The 22,019-nt window shown below is 69.2% G+C and carries 22 protein-coding genes; 3 read left to right on the top strand and 19 right to left on the bottom strand.

What is annotated here, in order from left to right:
* Positions 1-151: 151 nt before the first annotated feature.
* The 10 genes from Sp245p_RS29470 to Sp245p_RS29425 form a co-directional block, all read right to left on the bottom strand.
* On the bottom strand, positions 152-391 hold the full coding sequence (locus Sp245p_RS29470; RefSeq protein WP_014242547.1) for a hypothetical protein: 240 nt from the start codon (positions 389-391) through the stop codon (positions 152-154).
* Positions 391-2,589, bottom strand: a complete 2,199-nt coding sequence (locus Sp245p_RS29465) for a chemotaxis protein CheW (RefSeq protein WP_041813261.1) — start codon at positions 2,587-2,589, stop codon at positions 391-393. The genes Sp245p_RS29470 and Sp245p_RS29465 overlap by 1 nt, the downstream gene beginning before the upstream one ends.
* Positions 2,586-2,948: a response regulator gene (locus Sp245p_RS29460; RefSeq protein WP_244439507.1), complete on the bottom strand. Its 363-nt coding sequence runs from the start codon at positions 2,946-2,948 to the stop codon at positions 2,586-2,588. Before Sp245p_RS29460 ends, Sp245p_RS29465 begins: the two co-directional genes overlap by 4 nt.
* A 63-nt stretch (positions 2,949-3,011) precedes the next feature.
* A complete protein-coding gene (locus Sp245p_RS29455; protein WP_014242546.1) occupies positions 3,012-3,887 on the bottom strand; it encodes a CheR family methyltransferase in 876 nt (291 codons plus the stop codon).
* On the bottom strand, positions 3,888-4,505 hold the full coding sequence (locus tag Sp245p_RS29450) for a HEAT repeat domain-containing protein (protein ID WP_014242545.1): 618 nt from the start codon (positions 4,503-4,505) through the stop codon (positions 3,888-3,890).
* 28 nt (positions 4,506-4,533) lie between these two features.
* Positions 4,534-5,619: a chemotaxis-specific protein-glutamate methyltransferase CheB gene (cheB, locus tag Sp245p_RS29445; protein ID WP_014242544.1), complete on the bottom strand. Its 1,086-nt coding sequence runs from the start codon at positions 5,617-5,619 to the stop codon at positions 4,534-4,536.
* 18 nt (positions 5,620-5,637) lie between these two features.
* Positions 5,638-7,203, bottom strand: coding sequence for a chemotaxis protein CheW (locus Sp245p_RS29440; RefSeq protein WP_014242543.1), 1,566 nt, complete (start codon positions 7,201-7,203; stop codon positions 5,638-5,640).
* 22 nt (positions 7,204-7,225) lie between these two features.
* Positions 7,226-9,199 (bottom strand): methyl-accepting chemotaxis protein, encoded by a 1,974-nt coding sequence (locus Sp245p_RS29435; protein WP_109139152.1) that lies wholly within the window; start codon positions 9,197-9,199, stop codon positions 7,226-7,228.
* 89 nt (positions 9,200-9,288) lie between these two features.
* Positions 9,289-9,960, bottom strand: a complete 672-nt coding sequence (locus tag Sp245p_RS29430; protein ID WP_052584472.1) for a chemotaxis protein CheC — start codon at positions 9,958-9,960, stop codon at positions 9,289-9,291.
* A 42-nt stretch (positions 9,961-10,002) separates the two neighbouring features.
* Complete coding sequence (locus Sp245p_RS29425; RefSeq protein ID WP_014242539.1) at positions 10,003-10,410, bottom strand: response regulator transcription factor; 408 nt, start codon at positions 10,408-10,410, stop codon at positions 10,003-10,005.
* A gap of 184 nt (positions 10,411-10,594) precedes the next feature.
* Here Sp245p_RS29425 and Sp245p_RS29420 point away from each other — a divergent pair, with 184 nt between their 5' ends.
* Positions 10,595-11,221, top strand: a complete 627-nt coding sequence (locus tag Sp245p_RS29420) for a MarC family protein (RefSeq protein ID WP_237907691.1) — start codon at positions 10,595-10,597, stop codon at positions 11,219-11,221.
* 22 nt (positions 11,222-11,243) lie between these two features.
* The gene (locus Sp245p_RS29415) at positions 11,244-12,107 is read left to right on the top strand and encodes an aldose 1-epimerase family protein (protein ID WP_014242536.1); all 864 of its coding nucleotides are present in this window, start codon (positions 11,244-11,246) and stop codon (positions 12,105-12,107) included.
* Positions 12,108-12,122: 15 nt separating this feature from the next.
* On the opposite strand, the gene gltA is transcribed toward Sp245p_RS29415, so the two are convergent.
* Positions 12,123-13,463, bottom strand: coding sequence for a citrate synthase (gene gltA, locus Sp245p_RS29410; protein WP_014242535.1), 1,341 nt, complete (start codon positions 13,461-13,463; stop codon positions 12,123-12,125).
* Between the two features lie 123 nt (positions 13,464-13,586).
* The gene (locus Sp245p_RS29405) at positions 13,587-14,054 is read right to left on the bottom strand and encodes a flavodoxin family protein (protein WP_041813256.1); all 468 of its coding nucleotides are present in this window, start codon (positions 14,052-14,054) and stop codon (positions 13,587-13,589) included.
* 49 nt (positions 14,055-14,103) lie between these two features.
* On the opposite strand from Sp245p_RS29405, the gene Sp245p_RS29400 reads away from it, so the two are divergent.
* Positions 14,104-14,670 (top strand): AAA family ATPase, encoded by a 567-nt coding sequence (locus Sp245p_RS29400; RefSeq protein WP_041813254.1) that lies wholly within the window; start codon positions 14,104-14,106, stop codon positions 14,668-14,670.
* Here Sp245p_RS29400 and Sp245p_RS29395 read toward each other — a convergent pair.
* From Sp245p_RS29395 to Sp245p_RS29365, 7 genes are all read right to left on the bottom strand, one after another.
* The gene (locus Sp245p_RS29395; RefSeq protein WP_014242532.1) at positions 14,660-15,433 is read right to left on the bottom strand and encodes an SDR family NAD(P)-dependent oxidoreductase; all 774 of its coding nucleotides are present in this window, start codon (positions 15,431-15,433) and stop codon (positions 14,660-14,662) included. The genes Sp245p_RS29400 and Sp245p_RS29395 overlap by 11 nt on opposite strands.
* 12 nt (positions 15,434-15,445) lie before the next feature.
* Positions 15,446-16,951 carry a glycerol kinase GlpK gene (gene glpK, locus Sp245p_RS29390; protein WP_014242531.1) on the bottom strand — a complete coding sequence of 502 codons (1,506 nt, stop codon included), beginning with the start codon at positions 16,949-16,951 and terminating at the stop codon, positions 15,446-15,448.
* Positions 16,952-17,105: 154 nt separating this feature from the next.
* Positions 17,106-18,860, bottom strand: a complete 1,755-nt coding sequence (locus Sp245p_RS29385) for an ABC transporter substrate-binding protein (protein WP_014242529.1) — start codon at positions 18,858-18,860, stop codon at positions 17,106-17,108.
* 58 nt (positions 18,861-18,918) lie between these two features.
* Positions 18,919-19,212: a DUF2160 domain-containing protein gene (locus Sp245p_RS29380; RefSeq protein WP_014242528.1), complete on the bottom strand. Its 294-nt coding sequence runs from the start codon at positions 19,210-19,212 to the stop codon at positions 18,919-18,921.
* A gap of 19 nt (positions 19,213-19,231) precedes the next feature.
* Complete coding sequence (locus Sp245p_RS29375) at positions 19,232-20,029, bottom strand: carbohydrate ABC transporter permease (protein ID WP_014242527.1); 798 nt, start codon at positions 20,027-20,029, stop codon at positions 19,232-19,234.
* A gap of 15 nt (positions 20,030-20,044) precedes the next feature.
* On the bottom strand, positions 20,045-20,929 hold the full coding sequence (locus Sp245p_RS29370) for a carbohydrate ABC transporter permease (protein ID WP_014242526.1): 885 nt from the start codon (positions 20,927-20,929) through the stop codon (positions 20,045-20,047).
* A complete protein-coding gene (locus Sp245p_RS29365; protein WP_109139151.1) occupies positions 20,929-22,017 on the bottom strand; it encodes an ABC transporter ATP-binding protein in 1,089 nt (362 codons plus the stop codon). Before Sp245p_RS29365 ends, Sp245p_RS29370 begins: the two co-directional genes overlap by 1 nt.
* Positions 22,018-22,019 lie beyond the last annotated feature (2 nt).

The following is a 22,019-nucleotide window of genomic DNA, read 5'->3' as shown; positions in this document are numbered from 1 at the left end:
CGCATGTGCGACCGGGACCGCCGGCGCGGTCCAAAGCGGATTGCAATCCGCTTTAAGAGCGCAGATCAAAACCCTGTCTCTACGGACTTAAGCCGTTGATCTTGCTCGGACTGATACAGGTTTTGATCGGCACTCTAAGGCAACCCACGCGCTATCGCTTGCCCAGCACGGGCATCACCCAGCCCTTCAGGAAGGCGTCCTCCGGCGGGACCGCGATCGGCCTCCCCGCCGTCAGCAGCACCTGAAGCAGCGCGGTGTGCAGCCCGGTGCAGGCACCGAGGTCCAGCCGGGCATCGTCCACAGCTCCCAGCCATTCGGCCAACGGGATCGCCTCTTCCACGGTGCAGGCGCCCTCGAAACGGGCGGTGCGGTCCTCGAAACGGATGGGCATCACACCAACTCCCGCAGGTTGAGGGCGAGCAGAAGGCGCCCGTCGCCGAGCACCGCCGTGCCGGCGTAGCCGCGCAACCGGGCGAGCAGTCCGGTCATCGGCTTCAGAACCACCTCGGCGCGCTCTTGGAAGGCGTCCACGACCAGCGCCACCGGCTGTCCGCCGAGATCCACCAGCAGCACCGCCTCCCCGCTCCGCACCCGTTCGTCCTCCGGCAGATTGAGCAGGCGGCGCAGCCGCAGAAGCGGCACCACCGCGTCCTGAACGACCACGCTCTCCGCATGCTTCATCCGGCGGATCGCGCCGTGGGGAACGCGCTGCATTCCGGTCACCAGGGTCATCGGAAAGCCGTAGAGCGCACCCGCCGTCTCCACCGTCACCAGCCGCGTCACCATCATCGTGAGCGGCAGGACGAGGCGGAAGCGGGTTCCGGCGCCGGGAGTCGACGCGACCTCCACCCGTCCCCCCGCCTGCTCCACCGCGCCGCGCACGGCGTCCATACCCACCCCGCGGCCCGACAGGTCCGACACGGTCTCCGAGGTGCTGACCCCCGGCAGGAAGATCAGGCGCAACGCCTCGGCATCGGACAGGGCCGCCGCCTGCTCGGCGGTCAGGGCGCCCTGGGTCACCGCCTTGCGGCGCACGGCCGCCGCGTCGATGCCCGCCCCGTCGTCGGAGACCTCGACCACCACGCCGCCGCTGTCCTGGAATGCCTGCACGCGGATCGCCGCAACCTCCGGCTTGCCGGCGGCGCGGCGGCGCTCCGGCGGCTCGATGCCGTGGTCCAGCCCGTTGCGGACGAGGTGCAACAGCGGCTCGCCCAGGATGTCGAGAATGTCCTTGTCCGCCTCCGTCTCACCGCCGGAGATGTGCAGTTCGACCGACTTGCCGAGCCGCCGCGCGGTGTCGCGGACCAGCCGGGGCAGCGGGTCGAAGACGCGCGACAGGGGAAGCAGCCGCAACCGCAGCACCGCGTCCTGCAGGTCGCCCACGATGGAGTCGATGCGGCCGTGGGCCTCCTTGATGCTCTGGGCCAGAGCGTCGGCGCTCCGCCCTTCCTGTGCCTCACGCGCGAGGTGGGGCAGGCTTCCCTTGGCCACGACCAGTTCACCGACCAGCGCCATCAGCCGGTCCATGCGTTCGGCATCGACCCGCAATGCCCGCCGCGCCGGGGCGGCCGGAGCGGTGGGCGCCGCCGCAGCCGGGCCGTCGGCCAGGGATTCGATGCAGCGCATGAGCGCGTCCGCCGGGCCTTCCACGGCGCGGTCCAGCGCCGGCCTCTCCGCAACCCGCCCCTCGGCGGCGAGGATGTTGCGCACCGCCCGCAGCACCGCGGCCCGGCGGGCCACTATTTCCTCGTCGCTGCCCGGCAGGCGGAGGATGCGCGCCTGCTCCCACAGCATGGCCGTGGCGAGGCTGGGCGGCGTGGCAAGGGGCGCCGCGGTGGATGCCGGCTCGGCCAGGGCGGGCATCGCGACCGTGGCGAGGGACACCTGATCGGGAACGCCGCGGAACAGGCGCGTCAGCTCGTCCTTCGGTGCGCCGCTCAGCGCGCGGAAGCGCAGGGCGCAGCGGTAGGGGTCGAGGTCCGTCAACGCCGGCCACGCCCCGGCGGCCTCGATGCGCAGCAGCAGAAGGTCCGGGATGCGGCGGCACAGGTCCAGCGGATCGTCCCCGGCGAAGAAGCAATCCTCCGCAGGGGCGTAGGCGATGGCGGTGACCGTGCGCCCGGCGGCCTTGGCCCGGTCGGCCTCCGGCAATTCGTCCACCCAGGCGAATCCGGCCGGCGTGCCGCTGCGCACAGTCTCCGCCGGCCCGCCGAGGGCGGCACGCAACCCCACTTCCTGCGCTTGCGCGCGGGCATCGGCATCATCGGGAAGGGTTTGGCTGTGCTCCAGCCCGTCGACCCAGGCTGAGCCGATGTCCAGCAACGCCAGCAGCCGGTCGGCCAATTCGCCGCTCATGGCGGCGCGTCCGTCCCGCACCGCCATCAGGGCGTCCTCGCCGGCATGGACCATGCGGGTGAAGGGCGCCATGTCGAACAGGGCGGTGGCGCCCTTCAGCGTGTGCAACGCGCGGAACAGGTCATTGACCGCGGTCTTGTCGGCCGGGTCGCGCTCCAGCCGCAGCAGCGCGGCGCCCGCCGCCTCCAGCAACTCCCGCGATTCCAGGACGAATTGCTCGAACAGCGCGCTCATGACCGTGCCTCTCGACCGGTGAGCAGGCGGGCGGCGGCCGTCAGGTCGGCGGGGCGCACCGGCTTCACGAAATACCAGTTGGCTCCGGCCAGCAGCGCTTTTTCGCGGTCGCTGTCCTTGGATTCGGTGCTGATCATGATGGCCGGCACGTCGCGCAGGGTCTGCTCCTGGCGCAGGCGGCGCAGCATGGTGTAGCCGTCCATCTTCTGCATGTTGATGTCGACGATCAGCAGGTCCGGCGTGGACGCCAGCGCATGCTCCAACCCGTCGATCCCGTTCACCGCCTCGTCGACCCGAAAGCCGTCGGCCTCCAGAACCTGCCGGGTGTAGGCCCGGACAGTCACGGCGTCATCGACCACGAGGACTCTGGGTTGGGGGACGCGGGGTTGCGGATTTGGTCGATCGGTCACCGGGCGGCCTCCTTAACTCTGGGGCTTCTGATAGAGAATGGCGTCGGGGAACCGGCGCGGCACGAAGAGGGAGGACATCCGGCTCATGCTCTCCGAATGGCCGAGGCAGATGAAGCCACAGGGCGACAGCGCGTCGTAGAACATCGACGCCGCCTCGCGCCGCCCCAGGTCATCGAAATAGATCAGCAGATTGCGGCAGAAGATGACGTCCATGCCACGGAAATTCGCCATCTGGCGCGGGTCGGCGATGTTCACGAGCGAGAAATCGATGGAGTCCCGCAACTCCTCCATGATCTGCCAACGCTGGTCGTCCAGACGGGTGAAATATTTGGCGACGAGATCCCGCGGCATCGCCTGGAGCGACCGTTCCTCGTAAATGCCTTCCTGCGCACGTTCAAGCACATGGCTGTCGATGTCGGAGGCGTAGAGTTCGATCTCGAATTCATCCACCCGGCTCCACCGCTCCAGCAGCGTGATCGCGATGGAATAGGGCTCCTCTCCGGTGGCGCAGCCGGCCGACCAGATGCGCACCCGGCTGCCCGGCTCACGCCCGCTCACCACCTCGTCCAGCGCCGCGTTCACCAGGCAGTCGAGCTGGTACATCTCGCGGAAGAAATAGGTCTCGTTCACCGTCATGCGGTTGACGAGAAGCTGCAACTCCTCCCCCGACGCCTGGTACCGCAGCAGATTCAGGTATTGGCGGAAATGCTCCACGCCGACCGCCGCCATCCGCTCCGACACGCGGCGGTCGACGAAGTAGCGTTTGGCCTCGGTGAAGGACAGGCCGGTGCGTTCCCGCAAGAACCGGCAGAAGGCGTCGTAATCCGCAGCGCTCAGGCCGGCGGTGTCCCCCTTGTCCGAAGGCCCCTTGTCCGAAGGCAGGCTCATTCAGGCTCCGGAAAACAAGCGGCGCGCCGCATCGACGGAAAAGGCGACGAAGGGGTCGTCCGGAAAACGCGCGCCGAGCCGCTCCACGACCGGCAGGGCCGCGGGATCGCCGCTTTCCATCAGCGCCTCCACCGCGGAGAGGCAGACATTGACGTGCGGGTCGCGGTCGATCACCCCGGCCAGCAGGTCCAACCGGTCCGGATGGGGCAGCTTCCCGACGAGTTGGGCCGCGAAGATGCGCAGGTCCGAATCCCCGGCCGTCAGCAGCGGGGCCACCTCAGGCATCACCACGGCGGCGGGCATCTGCTGAAGGCTTTCGATCACGCCGTTGCGCAGCCCGACATCCTCGCTCGCCAGATGGGGAAGCAGCGCCGCCGCGGCCGCAGCGGTGCCGGTGCGGACCAGGGCGGTGAGAAGGGTTTCGCGGACGCTCGGGTCCTCCTCGCGCGCCAGCCTTGCGGACAGGGCGGGAACGGCGTCGGGGCGCTCGCCGAGCACGTGGGCGGCCCGTCGGCGTTGGGCCGGATCGGCGTCCTCCAGCCAAGCCAGCGGATCGCCGCCCTCCGTTGCGGTCGCGGGCGTCGCTCCGCCGATCTTCCGTGCCTTCACCAGGGCCATGCCGCCGCCTCCACCGCTCCCATCACACTCATCCCCTCACCCACCGCGTCACCTGCTGGGCCACCCGGTCGGACGGCAGCACCATGTCGGCACCGCCGCGGCGGATCAGCTCTTGCGGCATGCCGAACACGACGGCGCTGGCCTCCGCCTCCGCGATGGTGCGCCCACCCTGACGGCGCAGTTCCGTCATCGAAGCCGCCCCATCCGACCCCATGCCCGTCAGGAGAACTCCGATCAGCCGTGACGGTGCCACGGCGCGCAGAGCGCTCTCGACCAGCCGGTCCACGTTGGGATGCCAGTTTCGCCGCTCGTCCGCCGGAACGGGCTGGGCACAGAGCCGGCCGCCGCGCCGGACGATCTGAAGGTCGGCGCCGCCGCGCGCGATGCACGCCATCCCCGGCTGGAGCGTGGTGGCCACCGCGGCCTCCACCACGGTCACGGAGGAAATGCTGTCGAGGCGGCGGGCCAGCGGCCCGGTGAAACTGGCGGGCATGTGCTGGACCACGACCACCGGCCAAGGGAAATCCGCCGGCAGAAGCGGCAGGATGTCCTCCAGCGTGCGCGGCCCGCCGGTGGATACACCGATCAGCACCAGCCCTTCGCCCGGATCGCCGTCGCTGTCGGCCACGGTCTGCGGCCTGGACAGGGGAGCATCGGCCAGGAAGTCCTCCCCGACGATGCGCTCCCGCGCACGGCGCAGCCGTTCCCGCAAACCTTGGACCCGGCGCGGCCGGGACCCGGCGGCGGCGCGCACGGTGTCGACCAGCTCCTCGGCAATGCCGGCGATGGCCCCGACCCCCGTGGGCTTGCGCACCGCCTCCACCGCCCCCAGCCGCAGGGCCTCCAGCGTCACCTCGGCCCCGTCGGCGGTCAGGGCGGACACCATCACCACCGGCTTCGGATGCTCGACCATGATGCGCTTCAGGCAGGCGAGGCCGTCCATGCCGGGCATCGTAACGTCCAGGGTCACCACATCCGGATCGAAGGTGGGCAGCCGCTCCAGCGCCACCGCCCCATCGGCAGCGGTCTCCACCTCGAAACCGGCGGCTGAGAGAATGTCGCCGATGCGCCGCCGCATCAGCGCCGAGTCATCGACGACCAGGACCTTCAGCATGACAGGGCCACCTTCCGATCAGACGGTGACCAGCAAGTCGGCGAGCTGGTCCATGTCCAGCAATTCCGCCGGGTCCATCAGCAGGATCATCCGCCGCTCCCCGGCGTTCTCCAGCGCGCCGATGCGACGGATCAGCCGGTGCTGGGCCTGCGACACGACGGGAGCCGGCCCGATGGCGCCGTCCGGGATGCGGACGATCCCGGCCATTCCGTCCACCAACAGCCCAGCACGGGACGTCCCCGCGGCGATCACCACCACGCGGCTCCGGTCGCCAGCCCCCCCCTGCCCTTGCCCTTCCGGCAGGCGCAGCAGGCGGCGCAACGCGACCAGCGGCAGGACGGCGCCGCGCAGCGTGGTCACGCCGCTGACGAAGTCCGGCGCGTTGGGCAGCGGAGTCACGGCGTCGGGCACGCGCAGCACCTCCTGCACCGCCCCGACCGGCAGGCCGTATTCCGCACTGGCCAGCCGGAACACCACGAAGGCCTCCGCCCGCTCCGCCTCCATTGCCACAGCCGCCTCTCCCTCGCGTCCCTGGGCGCCACCGCCGAATCCGACGGCCGACCCGGCGCCATTTCCCGCGCCATGACGGAACAGCCGTTCCGCCGACAGGACCGGGATCAGCCGCACGCCGCCGTCCAGCCGCGCGATGCCGTCCATGTCCTCGAACTCCGCCTCCCGCGCCATCAGCGGGGGCACCGGGTCGATCCGTTCGCGGGGCACGCGCAGGATTTCCCGCACATCCTCCACCACCACACCGACCAGCCCATCCGCCGTGCGAAGGACCGCTACTTTTCCACGGCCTCCCCGATCCTTCTCCGCGTCGAGCCCGAACAGTTCCCTCAGCCCGACCAGGGGAAGCAACGCGTCGCGCAACGTCATCATGCCCAGAAGATGGGGACGGGCGCGGGGAACGCGGGTCACCGCCTCCGGGACCGGAACGACTTCCCGCACCGCCGCCACCGGCAACGCGAACTCCTGCTCCGCAACGGTGAGGACGACGAGTTGTTCCTCGTCCTGAGGAGCCGCAGCGGCGCTTTTCAGTTGGGCTGGGGCGCTGAAATCCGCGGCCCCCGCAGGGCTGGCGATCCGCCCGAGATCGGCGAACTGCCGTTCGATCAGCGGACCGGGATCAAGGATCAAGGCGCCGTCCCGTCCGTCCCCGGCCAGGATGGCGCCAGCCAGAAGATCGGCGTCGATGGACGGATCGGGCGTCGCCCCGGAGTCGGCGATGCGGCCCTCGTCCACGGCGGACAAGCCCGACACACGGTCCACCAGCAGGCCGACCGGCTGTCCATTGTGACGGAGAATCAGCAGGCGCGCCGCCTTCGTCTCCCCATCATCGGTTTCGCCCTCCCCGGCCCCGGCTCCAGCAAGGCCCAGGACCCGGCGCAGTCCGATGACCGGCAACACGGCGCCGTGCCGCCGGGCCAGCCCTTCCAGGCTGGGCGGTCCCAACGGGATGGGCACCAGCGCGGGCGGGCGCAGGATCTCCAGCACGCTGTCGAGCGGCAGGGCCAACCCCATGCCGCCGACCGTGAAGAGAACGAAGGAACGCGCGCCGTCGCGGCGGATGATCGCGGCCATGGGTCGTCTCCCCGCCGGCCGGTCAGCCGGCCCCTTGCAGTTCTTCGGCCATGGCGGCGATCTCCTCGATGGCGGCGGCCAGTTCCTCGGCGCCCTTGGCCTGCTCCCGCGCGGCCTTGGCGGCCTCGTTGGCGGAGCGGTTGGCCTGGTTGGCCGCGGCGGCGACCTGCTCCACGCCCTTCTGCGCCTCCGCCACGGCGCGCTGCACCTCGCCGGCGTTCTCGACGATCTCGCGGCTGCCGGAGGTCACGGTGCGCAGGTCGGCGATGGCTGCGGCGAGGCTGCCGGCGAACTCCTGGTGGCGCAGGGACTGGCGGGCCGTCTCGGTTCCGATGTCCTCGATGTCGCGGCGGACGCGCCCGATCTGGTCCTGGATGGCGTGGACGATGTCCTTCACCCGCTCCACATTCTCGGAGCTGTCGCGGGCGAGGTTGCGGATGTCGTTGCTGACGACGGTGAAGCCGCGCCCGAACTCCCCGGCCCGCGCCGCCTCGATGGAACCGCTGACCGCCAGCATGCCGGTCTGGATGGCGATGATCGAGATCGCGTCGACCACCTTGTCGATGCGCCGCCCGATCTGCTCCATGGTGCCGATCCGCTCCACGGTGCGGCGGCTGGCGGCCACCGCCTCGCCCACCCCGGCGGTCAGGGCGCCCACCATGTCCTGCGTCTCCGACAGCAGCGCCTCCAGCCCGACGCAGCGCTGAAGCGCGTCCTCGGCGCGGTTGTGGCTCAGGCGGGCGCTGGCCTCGATTTCCGCGATGGCGCTGCTCGACTGGTGGGTCGCCGCGCCCTGGGCCTGGGCTCCGCGGGAGATCTGGGTGATCGCCGCCATGATCTGGGCGGCGGCGCGGTTGATCTCCTCGATGGCGGCGGAGAGCTGCTCGGCGGCGGAGGCGAGATCACCGGCGGCGCGGTGGACGTCGGTGCTGCCGGTCAGCTCGTCGGCGAGGTCGGACAGCTGGCCGGCGGCCTGCTCGCTCTGGGCCAGCGCCTTGGCCTGCTCGCCGACCGTCTTCAGCGCCTCCTCGCTCGCCGCCGCCTGCTCCTCCGCGGCGGAGGCGACGCTCTCGGCGCCGCGCTGCGCCTCACGCCCGGCGGAATCGGCCTCCAGCGCGGCCTTGATGGTCTCCTGGGCGCCGCGGGCGATGTCCCCCATGCCGTCGCGCACCCGGTCGAGCTGGGTGGCAATCTGGCGGCCCCGCTCCACCTCGGCCTTGGACGCGTCGGCGCCGGCCACAATGCTCTCCGCGATGGCGCCCACCGCCTTCTGGATCTCCGCGACCATGCGGTTGATCTCGTTGGCGGAGCGTTCGGAACGCTCCGCCAGGGCCTGCACCTCGTCGGCCACCACGGCGAAGCCACGCCCGGCGTCACCCGCACGGGCGGCTTCGATGGCGGCGTTCAGCGCCAGGAGGTTGGTCTGGTCGGCCATGACCGCCACCCCCTCGACGATGGTGCCGATCTCCGCCGCCTGCCGCTCCAGGTCGCGAACCAGCGCAACGGCGGCCTCCTGGCGCGTGGCGGCGCGGACCAGCCCATCGACGGAGTTGAGGATCTGGGCGCTGACATCCTTCATCAGCACCTGCAACGCCTCGATCCGCGACAGCGAGGATTCGGCGTTGCCGCGCGCCCGCCCGATCAGGCTGGCGCTGCGGTCGATCATCCGCTGCGACTGCTGGGTGGCGCTCGCCGCCTCCTCCGCGCCGGCGGCCACCTGCTCCATCGCCTTGCGCAGTTCCTCGGCGGCGGCGGCGGCCTGGGTCACCCCGCTGGCAAGCTCGTTCGACGCGGCGGCGATGCCCTCCGCCGCCTTGCGTCGCCGGTTTCCGGCGCGGGTGCGCCGTCGCACCTCCGCCGCGCGGCGGGTCGAGAGGGCGTTATCGGGCGGACCGGGAAGAGTGGCGTCATTGGGAAGCGTCACCGCGTCCTCGCCGGTGTCCGCGTTGCGGGAGGCGCTCGCCGTGTCGATCCGCTTCTTCTTGACCAAGGCCATAATCCAAACCCCCTACCCCGTGAGCCCGTGTTTCTCTGTCGGGGACTCGTGTTGATTGGCGTGTGATGATTGCCGTTTGTTGCCCGCCCTCAGGCCAGCACCCGGCCGATGTAGCGCCCGATGGCCGCCTTCAGCTCCACCGCGGACCCGGCGTCGAGCGCCAGGACGACGGTCCCCTCGACATCGTGGGGCGGTGTGCGGAAGGTCACGTGGAACAGGATGGCCTGCGCCTCCGCCGTCAGGGTGACGCCGCAGCGTTCCAGCAGACCGTCCCCCGCGCCGCGCAAGACTTGCGGCAGGGTGGTGCCGACCGCGACGCCCAGCAGATTCCCCATGGAGGACAGGCAGCTGTTCAGCACGATGTTGCCGACTTCGGCCAGCGCCTCCTCCACCAGTTCCGCCGCGTCCTCCTTGGGGACACCGGGCGGCAGCGCGGCGGCGGCCAGAGGCAGTCCGCTGCGTTCCGGCATCAGCAGGATGGCCGAACCGAGGAAGGCGCCGGAGAGCCCCTCGGTCACCGCGATCAGTTCCCCCGGCATCGCCGACCGAAGCAGGCCGGACACCCGGTCACCGGGAACGAGGCTGACCATCGGCACGGAAATCTCCACCGGCCCGCCGATCATCCGGCTGAGCGCCGTTGACGCCCGGCCGACGCCGATGTTGCCCAGCTCCGTCAGCGCGTCGCGTTCCAGCTCGTCCAGATCAAAGCCGTTCGGGTCGATGGCGCCCGGATCAAAGCCGTCCGCCGGGTCAATGCCCATGGGGGTCGGGTCCATCGGCGGGCGCCGGCCGGACCGTGCCGGTCAACCGGCGCCCCCGCCGGCGGCATCGTTGGACGAAGGACGGCGCGGCAGGCTGGCGGCGGCCAGGAAGCGGACCATCTGCTCCTCCTCCAGCGGCTTGGGCATGAAGGCGGCCCCCAGCGCACGGATGCCGGACACCACCGAATCCTGGGCGTTGGCCGTGATGATGGCGACGCGGATGTCCGGCTTCGCCTGCAGCAGGCGGGCGGCGGCCTCCAGGCCGTTGTCGCCCGGCATGTTGAAGTCGATTATGGCGATATGGATATCACTTTCGTCGAGTTTTCCATAAAGCTCAGCGCTGTTCGCCGCCTCGATGACCGTCCAATCCGGCTTGTTCCGAAGTATTATGCCGCGGACATGCATGCGGGACAGCTTGCTGTCGTCCACGACGATTACGGTCTTGCTCAACGCCTGTGCTCCGGGAGGAGAGAAAATTTGAATTGTGAAGCGATTATAACCGTCGCCACGCTGCGCGCCAGCATGGATTGAAGTCCGCAATCAGCGTTTTTCGGCGCGCCTCCCCTTGGCCGCCCGCGGTGGCTTTGCTAACAGAAGGTGGGCCAACAGGGTCATGCCGTCCGGGGTTCCGTCCGTGGAAGATTTCATCAGCGCGCTCGTCGTGTTTCTCGTCGTGGTCGATCCGATCGGGCTGGTTCCGATCTATCTCGGCCTCACCCGCGGCTTCGACAGCCGGCGCAAGCGCACCATCGCCCTGCGCGGCCCGCTGATCAGCTTCGCCATCATCGTCTTCTTCGCCTATCTGGGCGAGTTGGTGCTGAGCGCCCTGTCCATCGGCATGCCGGCCTTCCGCATCGCCGGCGGCGCGCTGCTGTTCTGGATCGCCTTCGAGATGCTGTTCCAGCGCCGGGCCGAGCGCAAGGAGCGCACCGCCGACGATGCCCGGACGGAGGAGGAGGCCCACGACCTCGCTGTCTTCCCGCTGGCGATTCCGTTGATCGCCGGGCCGGGCGCCATCACCTCCACGCTGTTGCTGATGGATCGCTACGGTGCGACCCTGGGCGGCCAGGGCATGGTGCTGGGCGCCGCCGCGGTCGCCGTGGGCAGCGTCATGGCGCTGCTGGTCGTCGCCGATCTGGTGAACAAGCTGCTCGGCCGCACGGTGATCCACACGGTCAGCCGCGTTCTGGGCATCGTCCTGGCGGCGCTGGCCGCCCAGACGATCATCGAAGGCATCACCGCGGTCTATCCGCCCCACTGATCTCCAGGAAGGACCTCGTTTCATGGACCGGCACACGCTCAGCAACGGGCGCCTCGGCGCCGCGATCAAGGCCGACGGGGCGGAGTTGTGCTCCCTGACCCTCGACGGGCGGGAACTGCTTTGGCAGGCCGGTCCGGAGTGGCCGCGCCACGCGCCGGTGCTGTTCCCCATCGTCGGGCGGCTGAAGGACAACACGCTGCGCCACCGCGGCCGGACCTACCGCATGACGCAGCACGGCTTCGCCCGCGACCGCCGCTTCGCCTGGGAGGAGCACACGCCTACCCTCTGCCGCCTGTCGCTGTCCGACGACGCGCAGACCCGCGCGCTCTATCCCTTCGCCTTCCGTTTGGAGCTGATCTTCGAGCTGGACGCGGAAGGGCTGACCATCCGCCACCGCATCACCAATCCGGGTGACGAGGCGCTGCCCGCCTCGCTCGGCGTGCATCCGGCCTTCCTCTGGCCGTTGCAGGGCGGTGTTCCGAAGGAGGCGCACGAGCTTCTGTTTGAAACCGACGAGCCCGCGCCGATCCGCCGCGTCGACGGCGGTCTGCTGTCGCGCCATCCGGAGCCGACGCCCGTCGAGGGCCGCCGCCTGCCGTTGACCGAGGGGCTGTTCACGCGGGACGCGGTGATCCTCGACCGGCCGGCCAGCCGTTCCGTCCGCTACGGCGCGCCCGGCACGCCGAGCCTCACCGTTTCCTGGGAGGGCTTCCAAGAGCTGGGCATCTGGTCGAAGCCGACCGGGGCGCCCTTCCTGTGCATCGAGCCCTGGCACGGCCACGCCTCCCCGGCGGACTTCGACGGGGAGTTTGCGGACAAGCCAGGGCTGCTGCATCTCACCCCCGGCGCGATGCGGGAGCTTAGCTACCGCATCGCCGTGAGGTAAGGGGCCGGCGTTCCGTCAGCCGCGCTTGTTCAGCGGAACGAAGGCGCGGCCCGGATTGCCGGTGTAAAGCTGGCGGGGACGCCCGATCTTCTGCTGCGGGTCCTCGATCATCTCCTGCCACTGGGAAATCCAGCCGACGGTGCGGGCCAGCGCGAACAGCACGGTGAACATGCTGGTCGGGAAGCCCATCGCCTTCAGGATGATGCCCGAGTAGAAGTCGACGTTCGGATAGAGCTTCTTCTCGACGAAGTAGGGGTCCTCCAGCGCGATCTTCTCCAGCTCCATGGCGATGGCGAGGTGCGGCTCGTCCTTGATGCCCAGCACGTCCAGCACCTCGTAGCAGGTCTGGCGCATGATCTTGGCGCGCGGGTCGTAGTTCTTGTAGACCCGGTGGCCGAAGCCCATCAGGCGGAAGGGATCGTTCTTGTCCTTGGCGCGCTTGATGAATTTGGGGATGCGCTCAACCGAACCGATCTCCTCCAGCATCAGCAGCACGGCCTCGTTGGCGCCGCCGTGGGCCGGCCCCCACAGCGCCGCGATGCCCGAGGCGATGCAGGCGAAGGGGTTGGCGTGCGACGAGCCGGCCAGCCGCACCGTGGAGGTCGAGGCGTTCTGCTCGTGGTCGGCGTGCAGGATGAAGATCTTGTCCATGGCGCGGGCCAGGACCGGATCGACCTTCCAGGTCTCGCACGGCGTCCCAAAGGTCATGTAGAGGAAGTTTTCCGCGTAGCTGAGGTCGTTGCGCGGATACATGAAGGGCTGGCCGACCGAATATTTGTAGGCCATGGCGGCCATCGTCGGCATCTTGGCGATCAGCCGGTGCGCGGCGATCATCCGCTGGCGCGGGTCGAGGATGTCCGTCGAGTCGTGGTAGAAGGCCGACAGGGCGCCGGTCACCCCGCACATCACCGCCATGGGGTGCGCGTCGCGGCGGAACCCGCTGTAGAAGCGGCTCAACTGCTCGTGCACCATGGTGTGGTAGGTGATGGTGCGCTCGAACTCCTCCTTCTGCTGCGGATTCGGCAGCTCGCCGCGCAGCAGCAGGTGGCAGACCTCCAGGTAATCGCAGTTCTCCGCCAGATCCTGGATGGCGTAGCCGCGGTGCAGGAGGATGCCTTCGTCGCCGTCGATGTAGGTGATCGCCGACTCGCAGCTCGCCGTGGAGGTAAAGCCGGGGTCGAAGGTGAAATAGCCGGTTTCGGCGTAGAGCTTGCGCACGTCGATGGCGCGCGGGCCGGTTTCGCCTTCCAGCAGCGGCAGCTTGACGGTTTTTCCGGTCGTGTCGTCGGTGACCGTGATCGTCCCGACCTGCTTGACCTCGCCGCGCCAGACCGGCCGGCCCTTGCTGCTCTCCATCGGCCCCTCCTTATGCACGCGTCATCGGGCGTGACGCTGTTTCGTTGCACGTAGGAGACTGTATGAATGGGGGGTGCCGTCAATAGCACTCCCGATAGATGCCACCCCGCCGGGCATAGGCCGTCAGAAGATCCCTGCCTCCAAGCCGGCGGCCATCAGCAGCCCCAGCTCTTCGCAGGAGGCGGCGAAATCGTCGCGGTACGGGCCGCGGCAGACCAGCGGTTCCTGCACCGGGCGCCAGCGCAGCCCCGTCGCGATGGAGGCGACAGCGCGGCAGGTCCCCGTCCCGTCATGGCCCGCCCGCACGAACAGCACGTAGGGCAGCCCCTGCGTCCGCTCCAGGCAGGGATAATAGCTGCGGTCGAAGAAATCCTTGAGCGCCCCGCTCATATAGCCCAGATTCTCGGTCGTCCCGAGGATCACGCCCTGCGACTCCAGCACGTCCTCCGGCCCGGCCTCCAGCGGCGGTTTCGCCACCACCTCCACCCCCTGCACCTCCGGCGACCGCGCTCCGCGCAGCACGGCGTCCAGCAACGCCCGCGTGTTGGGCGACGGGCAGTGGGCGACGACGAGGAGGCGTTTGGGCGGCATGATTCGTCCTTTCCACGGCGACTGTACCAACAACACAGGAAGACGTCCCATGAGCGAAGACGCGCGCCGCTTCGTCGTCGTCACCGGTGGCCCCGGCTCCGGAAAGAGCACCCTGATCGACGCGCTGGCCAGCCAAGGCCACGCCCACAGCGTGGAGGCGGGCCGCGCCATCATCCAGGACCAGACGGCCATCGGCGGGCCGGCGCTGCCCTGGATCGACCCGTCGGCCTTCGCGGAGCTGATGCTGTGCTGGGAACTGCGCTCCCTCCGCCTCGCGCGGGAGCAGGAGGGGACGGTCTTCTTCGACCGCGGCATTCCGGACGTCATCGGCTACCTGCGCCTGATGAAGCGCCCGGTGCCCGCGCATCTGGAAACGGCGGCCCGCCGCTTCCGCTATCACCGGACCGTCTTCATGGCGCCGCCCTGGCCGGAGATTTTCGGGCCGGACACCGAGCGCCGGCAGACACTGGCCGAAGCCGTGGCGACCCACGACGCCATGGTCGAGACCTACGGCGGGCTGGGTTACGATCTGGTCGAACTGCCCAAGGCGCCGGTGGCGGAGCGGCTGTGCTTCGTGCTGGACCGGCTTGGCCAACCGGAGCCGCTCACGCCATGAGTTGGCCGCCGTTCACCTCGATCACCTGACCGGTGATGTAGCCGCTGAGCGCCTCCGAGGCCAGAAACAGATAGGCGCCGACGCAGTCCTCCGCCGTGCCCAGCCGGCCCAGCGGGATGCGCGCCGCCGTCGCCGCCAGCTTCTCCGGCGAGGAGTAGCGCTGGTGGAAATCGGTGTCGATGGTGCCGGGCGAGACGGCGTTGACGCGGATGCGGTCCGGCGCCAGCTCCGCCGCCAGCGAGCGGGTGAAGGTCGAGACGAAGGCCTTCGACGCGCTGTAGATCGAGGAGCCGGGGCTGCCCCCGGTGCGGGCGGAGATGGAGACGGTGTTGACGATGGCCCCGCCCCCGGAGGCGCGCAGGGCCGGCAGGGCGCGCCGGCAGGCCACGACGACGGAGCGCAGGTTGAGGTCGATCACCTCGTCCAGGAAGTCGTCGCCGATCCGCTCCAGCGGCACCCGCCCGACCATGGTGCCGGCGTTGTTGACGAGGATGTCCAGCCCGCCCAGCGCCTGCACCGCCGCGTCCACCGCCGACTCCACGGCGCGCGGGTCGCGGAAGTCGCCGGTGACGGCGTAGACCTCCGTCCCGCCCGCCGTGAGGGCGAGCGCCAGCCGGGCCGCGGCATCATTGCCACCAGAACCGTGGAGCGCCACCCGCGCGCCTAGACTGGCGAAGGCGGTGCCCACCGCCGCCCCGATCCCCCGGCTGCTGCCGGTCACCAGCACGCGCTTGCCGCGCAGATCCTCGCCCAGCAGAGTCATGGCTCCTGTCCCTCAGCGTTCGCGCCGCACGCGGCGCACGGCGTCCAGCCAGCCGTCGTAAAGGCGGACCCGCTTGGCCGCGTCCATCCGCGGCTCGAACCGGCGGTCGCAACGCCACGCACCGGCGAGTGCAGCCTGATCGCGGTAGACCCCGACCTTCAGCCCGGCCAGCCCGGCGGCGCCCAGCGCGGTCGTCTCGATCACCGCCGGGCGTTCCACCGGCAGGTCCAGCACGTCGGCCAGGAACTGGCACAGCCAGTCGTTCGCCGCCATGCCGCCGTCCACCCGCAGCGCGTCGGAGGTCGCCGTGTGCGCGGCCGACCAGTCGGAGACCATGGCGTCGCGCAGGTCGCGGGTCTGGAAGGCCACCGCCTCCAGCGCGGCGCGGGCGATGTGGGCCGGGCCGGCGTCCAGCGTCAGGCCGAAGATGGCGGCGCGGGCCTGCGGGTCCCAATGGGGGGCGCCCAGGCCCACGAAGGCCGGCACCAGATAGACGCCGTGGCTGTCCGGTACGCGGGTCGCCATGTCGTCGGTCTGGGAGGCGTGGGTGATGATCCCCAGCCCGTCGCGCAGCCACTTGATGGCCGCCCCGGCGATGAAGATGGAGCCCTCCAGCGCGTAGGTCGTCCGCCCGTCGAGCCGGTAGGCCACCGTGGTCAGCATGTTGGAGCGCGATTCCACCGGTTCGTCGCCGGTGTTCAGCAGGGCGAAGCAGCCGGTGCCGTAGGTCGATTTCACCATGCCCGGCTGGAAGCAGGCCTGCCCGAAGGTCGCCGCCTGCTGGTCGCCGGCGATGCCGGTGATGGGGATGGCGCGGCCCAGCAGGTCCGGCTCCGTCGCGCCGAACTCGGCGCTGCTGTCCAGCACCTCCGGCATCATGGCGCGGGGGATGCGGAACAGGGCGAGCAACTCGTCGTCCCAGTCCTGGCGGTGGATGTCGAAGACCATGCTGCGCGAGGCGTTGGTCGCGTCGGTGGCGTGCACCCGCCCGCCGGTCAGCCGGTGCAGCAGGAAGCTGTCGATGGTGCCGAAGCACAGTTCGCCCCGCTCCGCCCGCTCCCGCGCGCCGGGAACATGGTCGAGAATCCAGGCGATCTTGGTGGCGGAGAAGTAGGAATCGATCAGCAGCCCGGTCTTGCGCCGCACCAGCGGCCCGCAGCCCTCCTCGACCAGCTTGCGGCAGAGGTCGGAGGTGCGGCGGTCCTGCCAGACGATGGCGCGGTGCACCGGCTCGCCGGTGCGGCGGTCCCAGACGACGGTGGTTTCGCGCTGGTTGGTGATGCCGATGGCGGCGATGTCCGCGGCGCTCAGCCCGGCCTCGTCCACGGCGCCCCGCATCACCGCCACGGTGTCGCGCCAGATGTCCTCCGGATCGTGTTCCACCCAGCCGTCGGCGGGATAATGCTGCGCGAACTCGCGCCGGGCCACCCCGGCGGGAACGCCCCGCCGGTCGAAGACAATGGCGCGGGTGGAGGTGGTGCCCTGATCGATGGCGAGGACGTGGCCGGCTTCAGACATGGTCTTTCCTATGGTCTCGTTCGTTCCCTCTCCCCTCTGGGGAGAGGGTTTAGGGTGAGGGGGATGTGCGTGGCGGTGCGTCCGGCAAAAGCGCATCCCCCTCACCCTCCCCTCTCCCCGGAGGGGAGAGGGTTATTTCAAGTTGTTTACAACATCACTGCACCATCGCGGCCTTCTTCGGCGGCGAGGCCGGCCAGGACTTGATGAGCTGGTCGTAGTCCACCGTCTCGCCCTTCGGCTTCTCGTTGGACAGCTTGCGCTGCGGCGCGGTGGTGCCGTCCTTCTCGGCCTTGGCGAACCAGAACTCCGCCGACTCCTTCTTGTTCAGCTTCGGTCCGCATTCGCCCTGCACGCCCGACCGCTCCAGACGCTCCATCACCGAGTCCTGGGCCGCGGCCAGCGCGTCCATCGCCGCCTGCGGCGTCTTGGCGCCGGAGGAGGCGTCGCCGATGTTCTGCCACCAGAGCTGCGCCAGCTTCGGGTAATCCGGCACGTTCACGCCGGTCGGCGTCCACTGCACGCGCGCCGGGGAACGGTAGAACTCGACCAGCCCGCCCAGCTTCGGCGCGCGCTCGGTGAAGCTCTTGTCCCAGATGTCGCTTTCCCGGATGAAGGTCAGGCCGACATGGCTCTTCTTCAGGCTGACCGACTTGGACATGGTGAACTGGGCGTAGAGCCACGCCGCCTTGCGGCGGTCCACCGGGGTGGATTTCAACAGCGTCCACGACCCGGCGTCCTGGTAGCCCAGCTTCATGCCGTCCTTCCAATAGGCGCCCTTGGGCGACGGGGCCATGCGCCATTTCGGCGTGCCGTCGGCGTTCACCACCGGCAGGCCGTCCTTCACCATGTCGGCGGTGAAGGCGGTGTACCAGAACATCTGCTGAGCGACGTTGCCCTGGGCCGGCACCGGGCCGGATTCGGAGAAGGTCATGCCCGCGGCCTGCGGCGGCGCGTATTTCTTCAGCCACTCCACGTATTTGGTGACGGAGTAGACGGCGGCCGGGCCGTTGGTGTCGCCGCCCCGCTCGATGGAGGAACCGACCGGGCTGCAGCCCTCCATGCGGATGCCCCACTCGTCCACCGGCTTGCCGTTGGGCAGGCCCTTGTCCCCGTTTCCGGCCATCGACAGCCACGCGTCGGTGAAGCGCCAGCCGAGCGACGGGTCCTTCTTGCCGTAGTCCATGTGGCCGTAGACCTTGACGCCGTCGATCTCCTTCACGTCGTTGGTGAAGAACTCGGCGATGTCCTCATAGGCCGACCAGTTGACCGGAACGCCGAGATCATAGCCGTACTTGGCCTTGAACTTCGCCTTGATGTCCGGGTTGGTGAACCAGTCGTAGCGGAACCAGTAGAGGTTGGCGAACTGCTGGTCGGGAAGCTGGTAGAGCTTGCCGTCCGGCGCGGTGGTGAAGGACGTGCCGATGAAGTCTTTCACGTCCAGCGTCGGCAGGGTCACGTCCTTGCCCTCCCCGTCCATCCAGTCGGTGAGGGGAACCACCTGCTTGTAGCGGAAATGGGTGCCGATCAGGTCGCTGTCGTTGATCCAGGCGTCGTAGATGTTCTTGCCGGACTGCATCTGCGTCTGGATTTTCTCCACCACGTCGCCTTCCTGGATCAGGTCGTGGCGCAGCTTGATCCCCGTGATCTCGCTGAAGGCCCTGGCGAGCGTCCGGGCTTCGTACTCATGGGTGGTGATGGTTTCGGAGACGACGTTGATCTCCATGCCGGCGAAGGGCTTGGCGGCGTCGATGAACCACTGCATTTCCTTCAGCTGATCCTCCTTCGACAGGGTCGAAGGCTGGAACTCGCTGTCGATCCAGCGCTTGGCCGCCTCGATGTCGGCGAAGGCCGGGGCCGATGACAGAAGAAGCGCCGCCGCGGATGCGGAGGCGAGATACAGGGCACGCATCGTTTATTCCTCCCGTTTCCATTGTTATAGGCCCGTTCCGGCCGGCAACGGCCGGCCGTCACACCCAGCGGAAGACCGCCGCGGCGTAGAGAAGCGAAAGCGCGGTCGCGTAGTGCACCTCCCCGCCCACCAGCCCCAGCCAGGCGAGGTGGATGAAGGCGCTGCCGAGCAGCGTGATGAACAAACGGTCGCCGCGCGTCGTGGTGATGCCCAGCACGCCGGGGCGCGCGACCTCCGGCCGGTTGAGCGCCAGGACGGTGAGCAGGGTCAGCAGCCCGGCGATGACGGCGAAGAAGGCGCCGGTCTGCCAGGTCCAGGCCATCCAGGCGAGATGTTCGGTGACGGTGTCCATGGCGGCGTCCTCCCTCCCGTCAGACGCGGCCCAGGGCGAAGCCCTTGGCGATGTAGTTGCGCACGAACCAGATCACCAGCGCGCCGGGCAGGATGGTCAGCACCCCCGCCGCCGCCAGCAGCCCCCAATCCATGCCGGAGGCCGAGACGGTGCGCGTCATCGTCGCCGCGATGGGCTTGGCGTCCACCGAGGTCAGCGTGCGCGCCAGCAGCAGTTCGACCCAGCTGAACATGAAGCAGAAGAAGGCGGTGACGCCGATCCCGCTGGCCACCAGCGGCATGAAGATCTTCACGAAGAAACGCGGAAAGCTGTAGCCGTCGAGATAGGCGGTTTCGTCGATCTCCCGCGGTACCCCCGACATGAAGCCCTCCAGAATCCACACCGCCAGCGGCACGTTGAACAGGCAGTGGGCCAGCGCCACGGCCAGCGGCGTGTCGAACAGCCCGATGGCCGAATAGAGGTTGAAGAAGGGCAGCGCGAAGACCGCCGCCGGGGCCATGCGGTTGGACAGCAGCCAGAAGAACAGATGCTTGTCCCCCACGAAGCGGTATCGGGAGAAGGCGTAGGCCGCCGGCAGGGCCAGCGCGATCGACAGCACCGTGTTCAGCGCCACATACTGCAGCGAGTTCAGATAGCCCGAATACCAGGACGAATCGGTGAAGATGCGTCGGTAATTCTCGAAGGTCAGGGTGTGGGGCCACAGCGTCAGGCCGCTGACGATCTCGGTGTTCGTCTTCAGGCTCATGTTCACGAGCCAGTAGATCGGCAGCATCAGGAACAAGATGTAGAGCGTGAGGACGATCCGTGCGCGCAGCATGGCCCGTTTCCTTTGCTAGTTCCGTTGCGCGTCCATGCGGGTCATGACGGTGTAGAAGACCCAGCAGACCGCCAGGATGATCAGGTTGTAGACGATGGACAGCGCCGCCGCCTTGCCGAGGTCGAACTGCCCCAGCGCCAGCTTCACGAGGTCGATCGATACGAAGGTCGTCGAGTTGCCGGGACCGCCGCCGGTCACCACGAAGGGCTCCGTGTAGATCATGAAGCTGTCCATGAAGCGCAGCAGAACGGCAATCAGCAGCACCCGATGCATCTTCGGCAATTGGATGTTGCGGAACACCGCCCAGCGCGACGCCCCGTCGATCCTTGCCGCCTGATAGAAGGCGTCGGGGATGGAGCGCAGGCCGGCGTAGCAGAGCAGAGCCACCAGCGAGGTCCAATGCCAGACGTCCATCACCACGATGGTCACCCAGGCCGACAGCGGGTCCGCCGTGTAGTTGTAGGGAATGCCCAGCCGGTTCACCGCCCAGCCCAGCAGGCCGATGTCCTCGCGGGCAAAGATCTGCCAGATGGTGCCGACGACGTTCCACGGGATCAGCAGCGGCAGCGCCAGCACCACCAGCGTCGCCGCCACCCGCCAGCCGTGGCGCGGCATGCTCAGCGCCACGGCGATGCCCAGCGGCACCTCGATCAGCAGGATCAGCAGCGAGAACAGCAGGTTGCGCCACAGCGCGTCGAAGAACCGCCCGCCGAGGTCGGTGGAGGGGTCGAGAAGCTCCTGGTACCAGCCGATGCCGTTCCAGAAGAACTGGTTGTTCCCGAAGGTGTCCTGCACCGAGTAGTTGACCACCGTCATCAGCGGCAGGATGGCCGAGAAGGCGACGATCAGCAGAACCGGCAGGACCAGCAGCCATGCCCCCTGGTTGACGGGCTTGTCCATCACGCCGCCTCCCCTTCCACGAGCGTTCCGTCCGCGTAGACATGCACCATGGCGGGGTCGAGCAGCAGCGACGCCTCGTCCCCCGCCAGCGTCAGATCCTCCGGCACCGTTGCGGCCATCGGCAGGCCCGACAGCTCCACCCGCGCGATGCGCGTGCGCCCCAGATCGTCCAGCCGGCGCACCCGCACCGGCAGTCCGCCGGCCCCCGCGGGCGCCAGCGTGGCGAATTCCGGCCGCACGCCGATCTCGATCTTCGCCCCACCATTGAGCGTCGGATAACCGCGGCGCAGCGCGATGACGTGCCCGCCGACCCGCGCGGCGCGTCCCGACACCTCGGCCGGCAGGACGTTCATGCCCGGCGACCCGATGAAATGACCGACGAAGACGTGGGCCGGGCGCTCGAACAGCTCCTGCGGGCGCCCCACCTGGACGACGCGCCCGTCGTGCATCACCACCACCTTGTCGGCGAAGGTCAGCGCCTCCGTCTGGTCGTGGGTCACGTAGATCATCGTCAGGTCGAGCGCGCGGTGCAGCGCCTTCAGCTTCGACCGCAGCTCCCATTTCAGATGGGGGTCGATGACGGTCAGCGGTTCGTCGAACAGGATCGCCGCCACGTCCGGACGGACCAGCCCGCGCCCCAGCGAGATCTTCTGCTTGGCGTCGGCGGTCAGGTTCCGCCCGCGCCTGTTCAGATCCGCCGTCAGGTCGAGCAGCCCGGCGATCTCCCGCACCCGCGCGTCGAGCGGCGCCCCGCGCAGGCCGCGGTTGCGCAGCGGAAAGGCGAGGTTCTCGTAGACCGTCATGGTGTCGTAGACGACGGGGAACTGGAAGACCTGGGCGATGTTGCGCGCCTCGGTCGGCAGCGCCGTCACGTCTTTGCCGTCGAACAGCACCCGCCCCTCGCTGGGGGTCAGCAGGCCGGAAATGATGTTCAGCAGCGTGGTCTTGCCGCAGCCCGACGGCCCGAGCAGCGCGTAGGCCCCGCCCTGCTCCCACACATGGGTCATCGGCTTCAGCGCGTAGTCGTCGTCGCCTTTGGGATTGGACGTGTAGCTGTGGCCGAGGGATTGAAGGTCGATGCGCGCCATGC

It is taken from the genome of Azospirillum baldaniorum, from assembly GCF_003119195.2.
In the GTDB taxonomy this organism is placed as follows: Bacteria; Pseudomonadota; Alphaproteobacteria; order Azospirillales; family Azospirillaceae; genus Azospirillum; species Azospirillum baldaniorum.
This window is presented reverse-complemented; position numbering and strand designations above follow the sequence as displayed.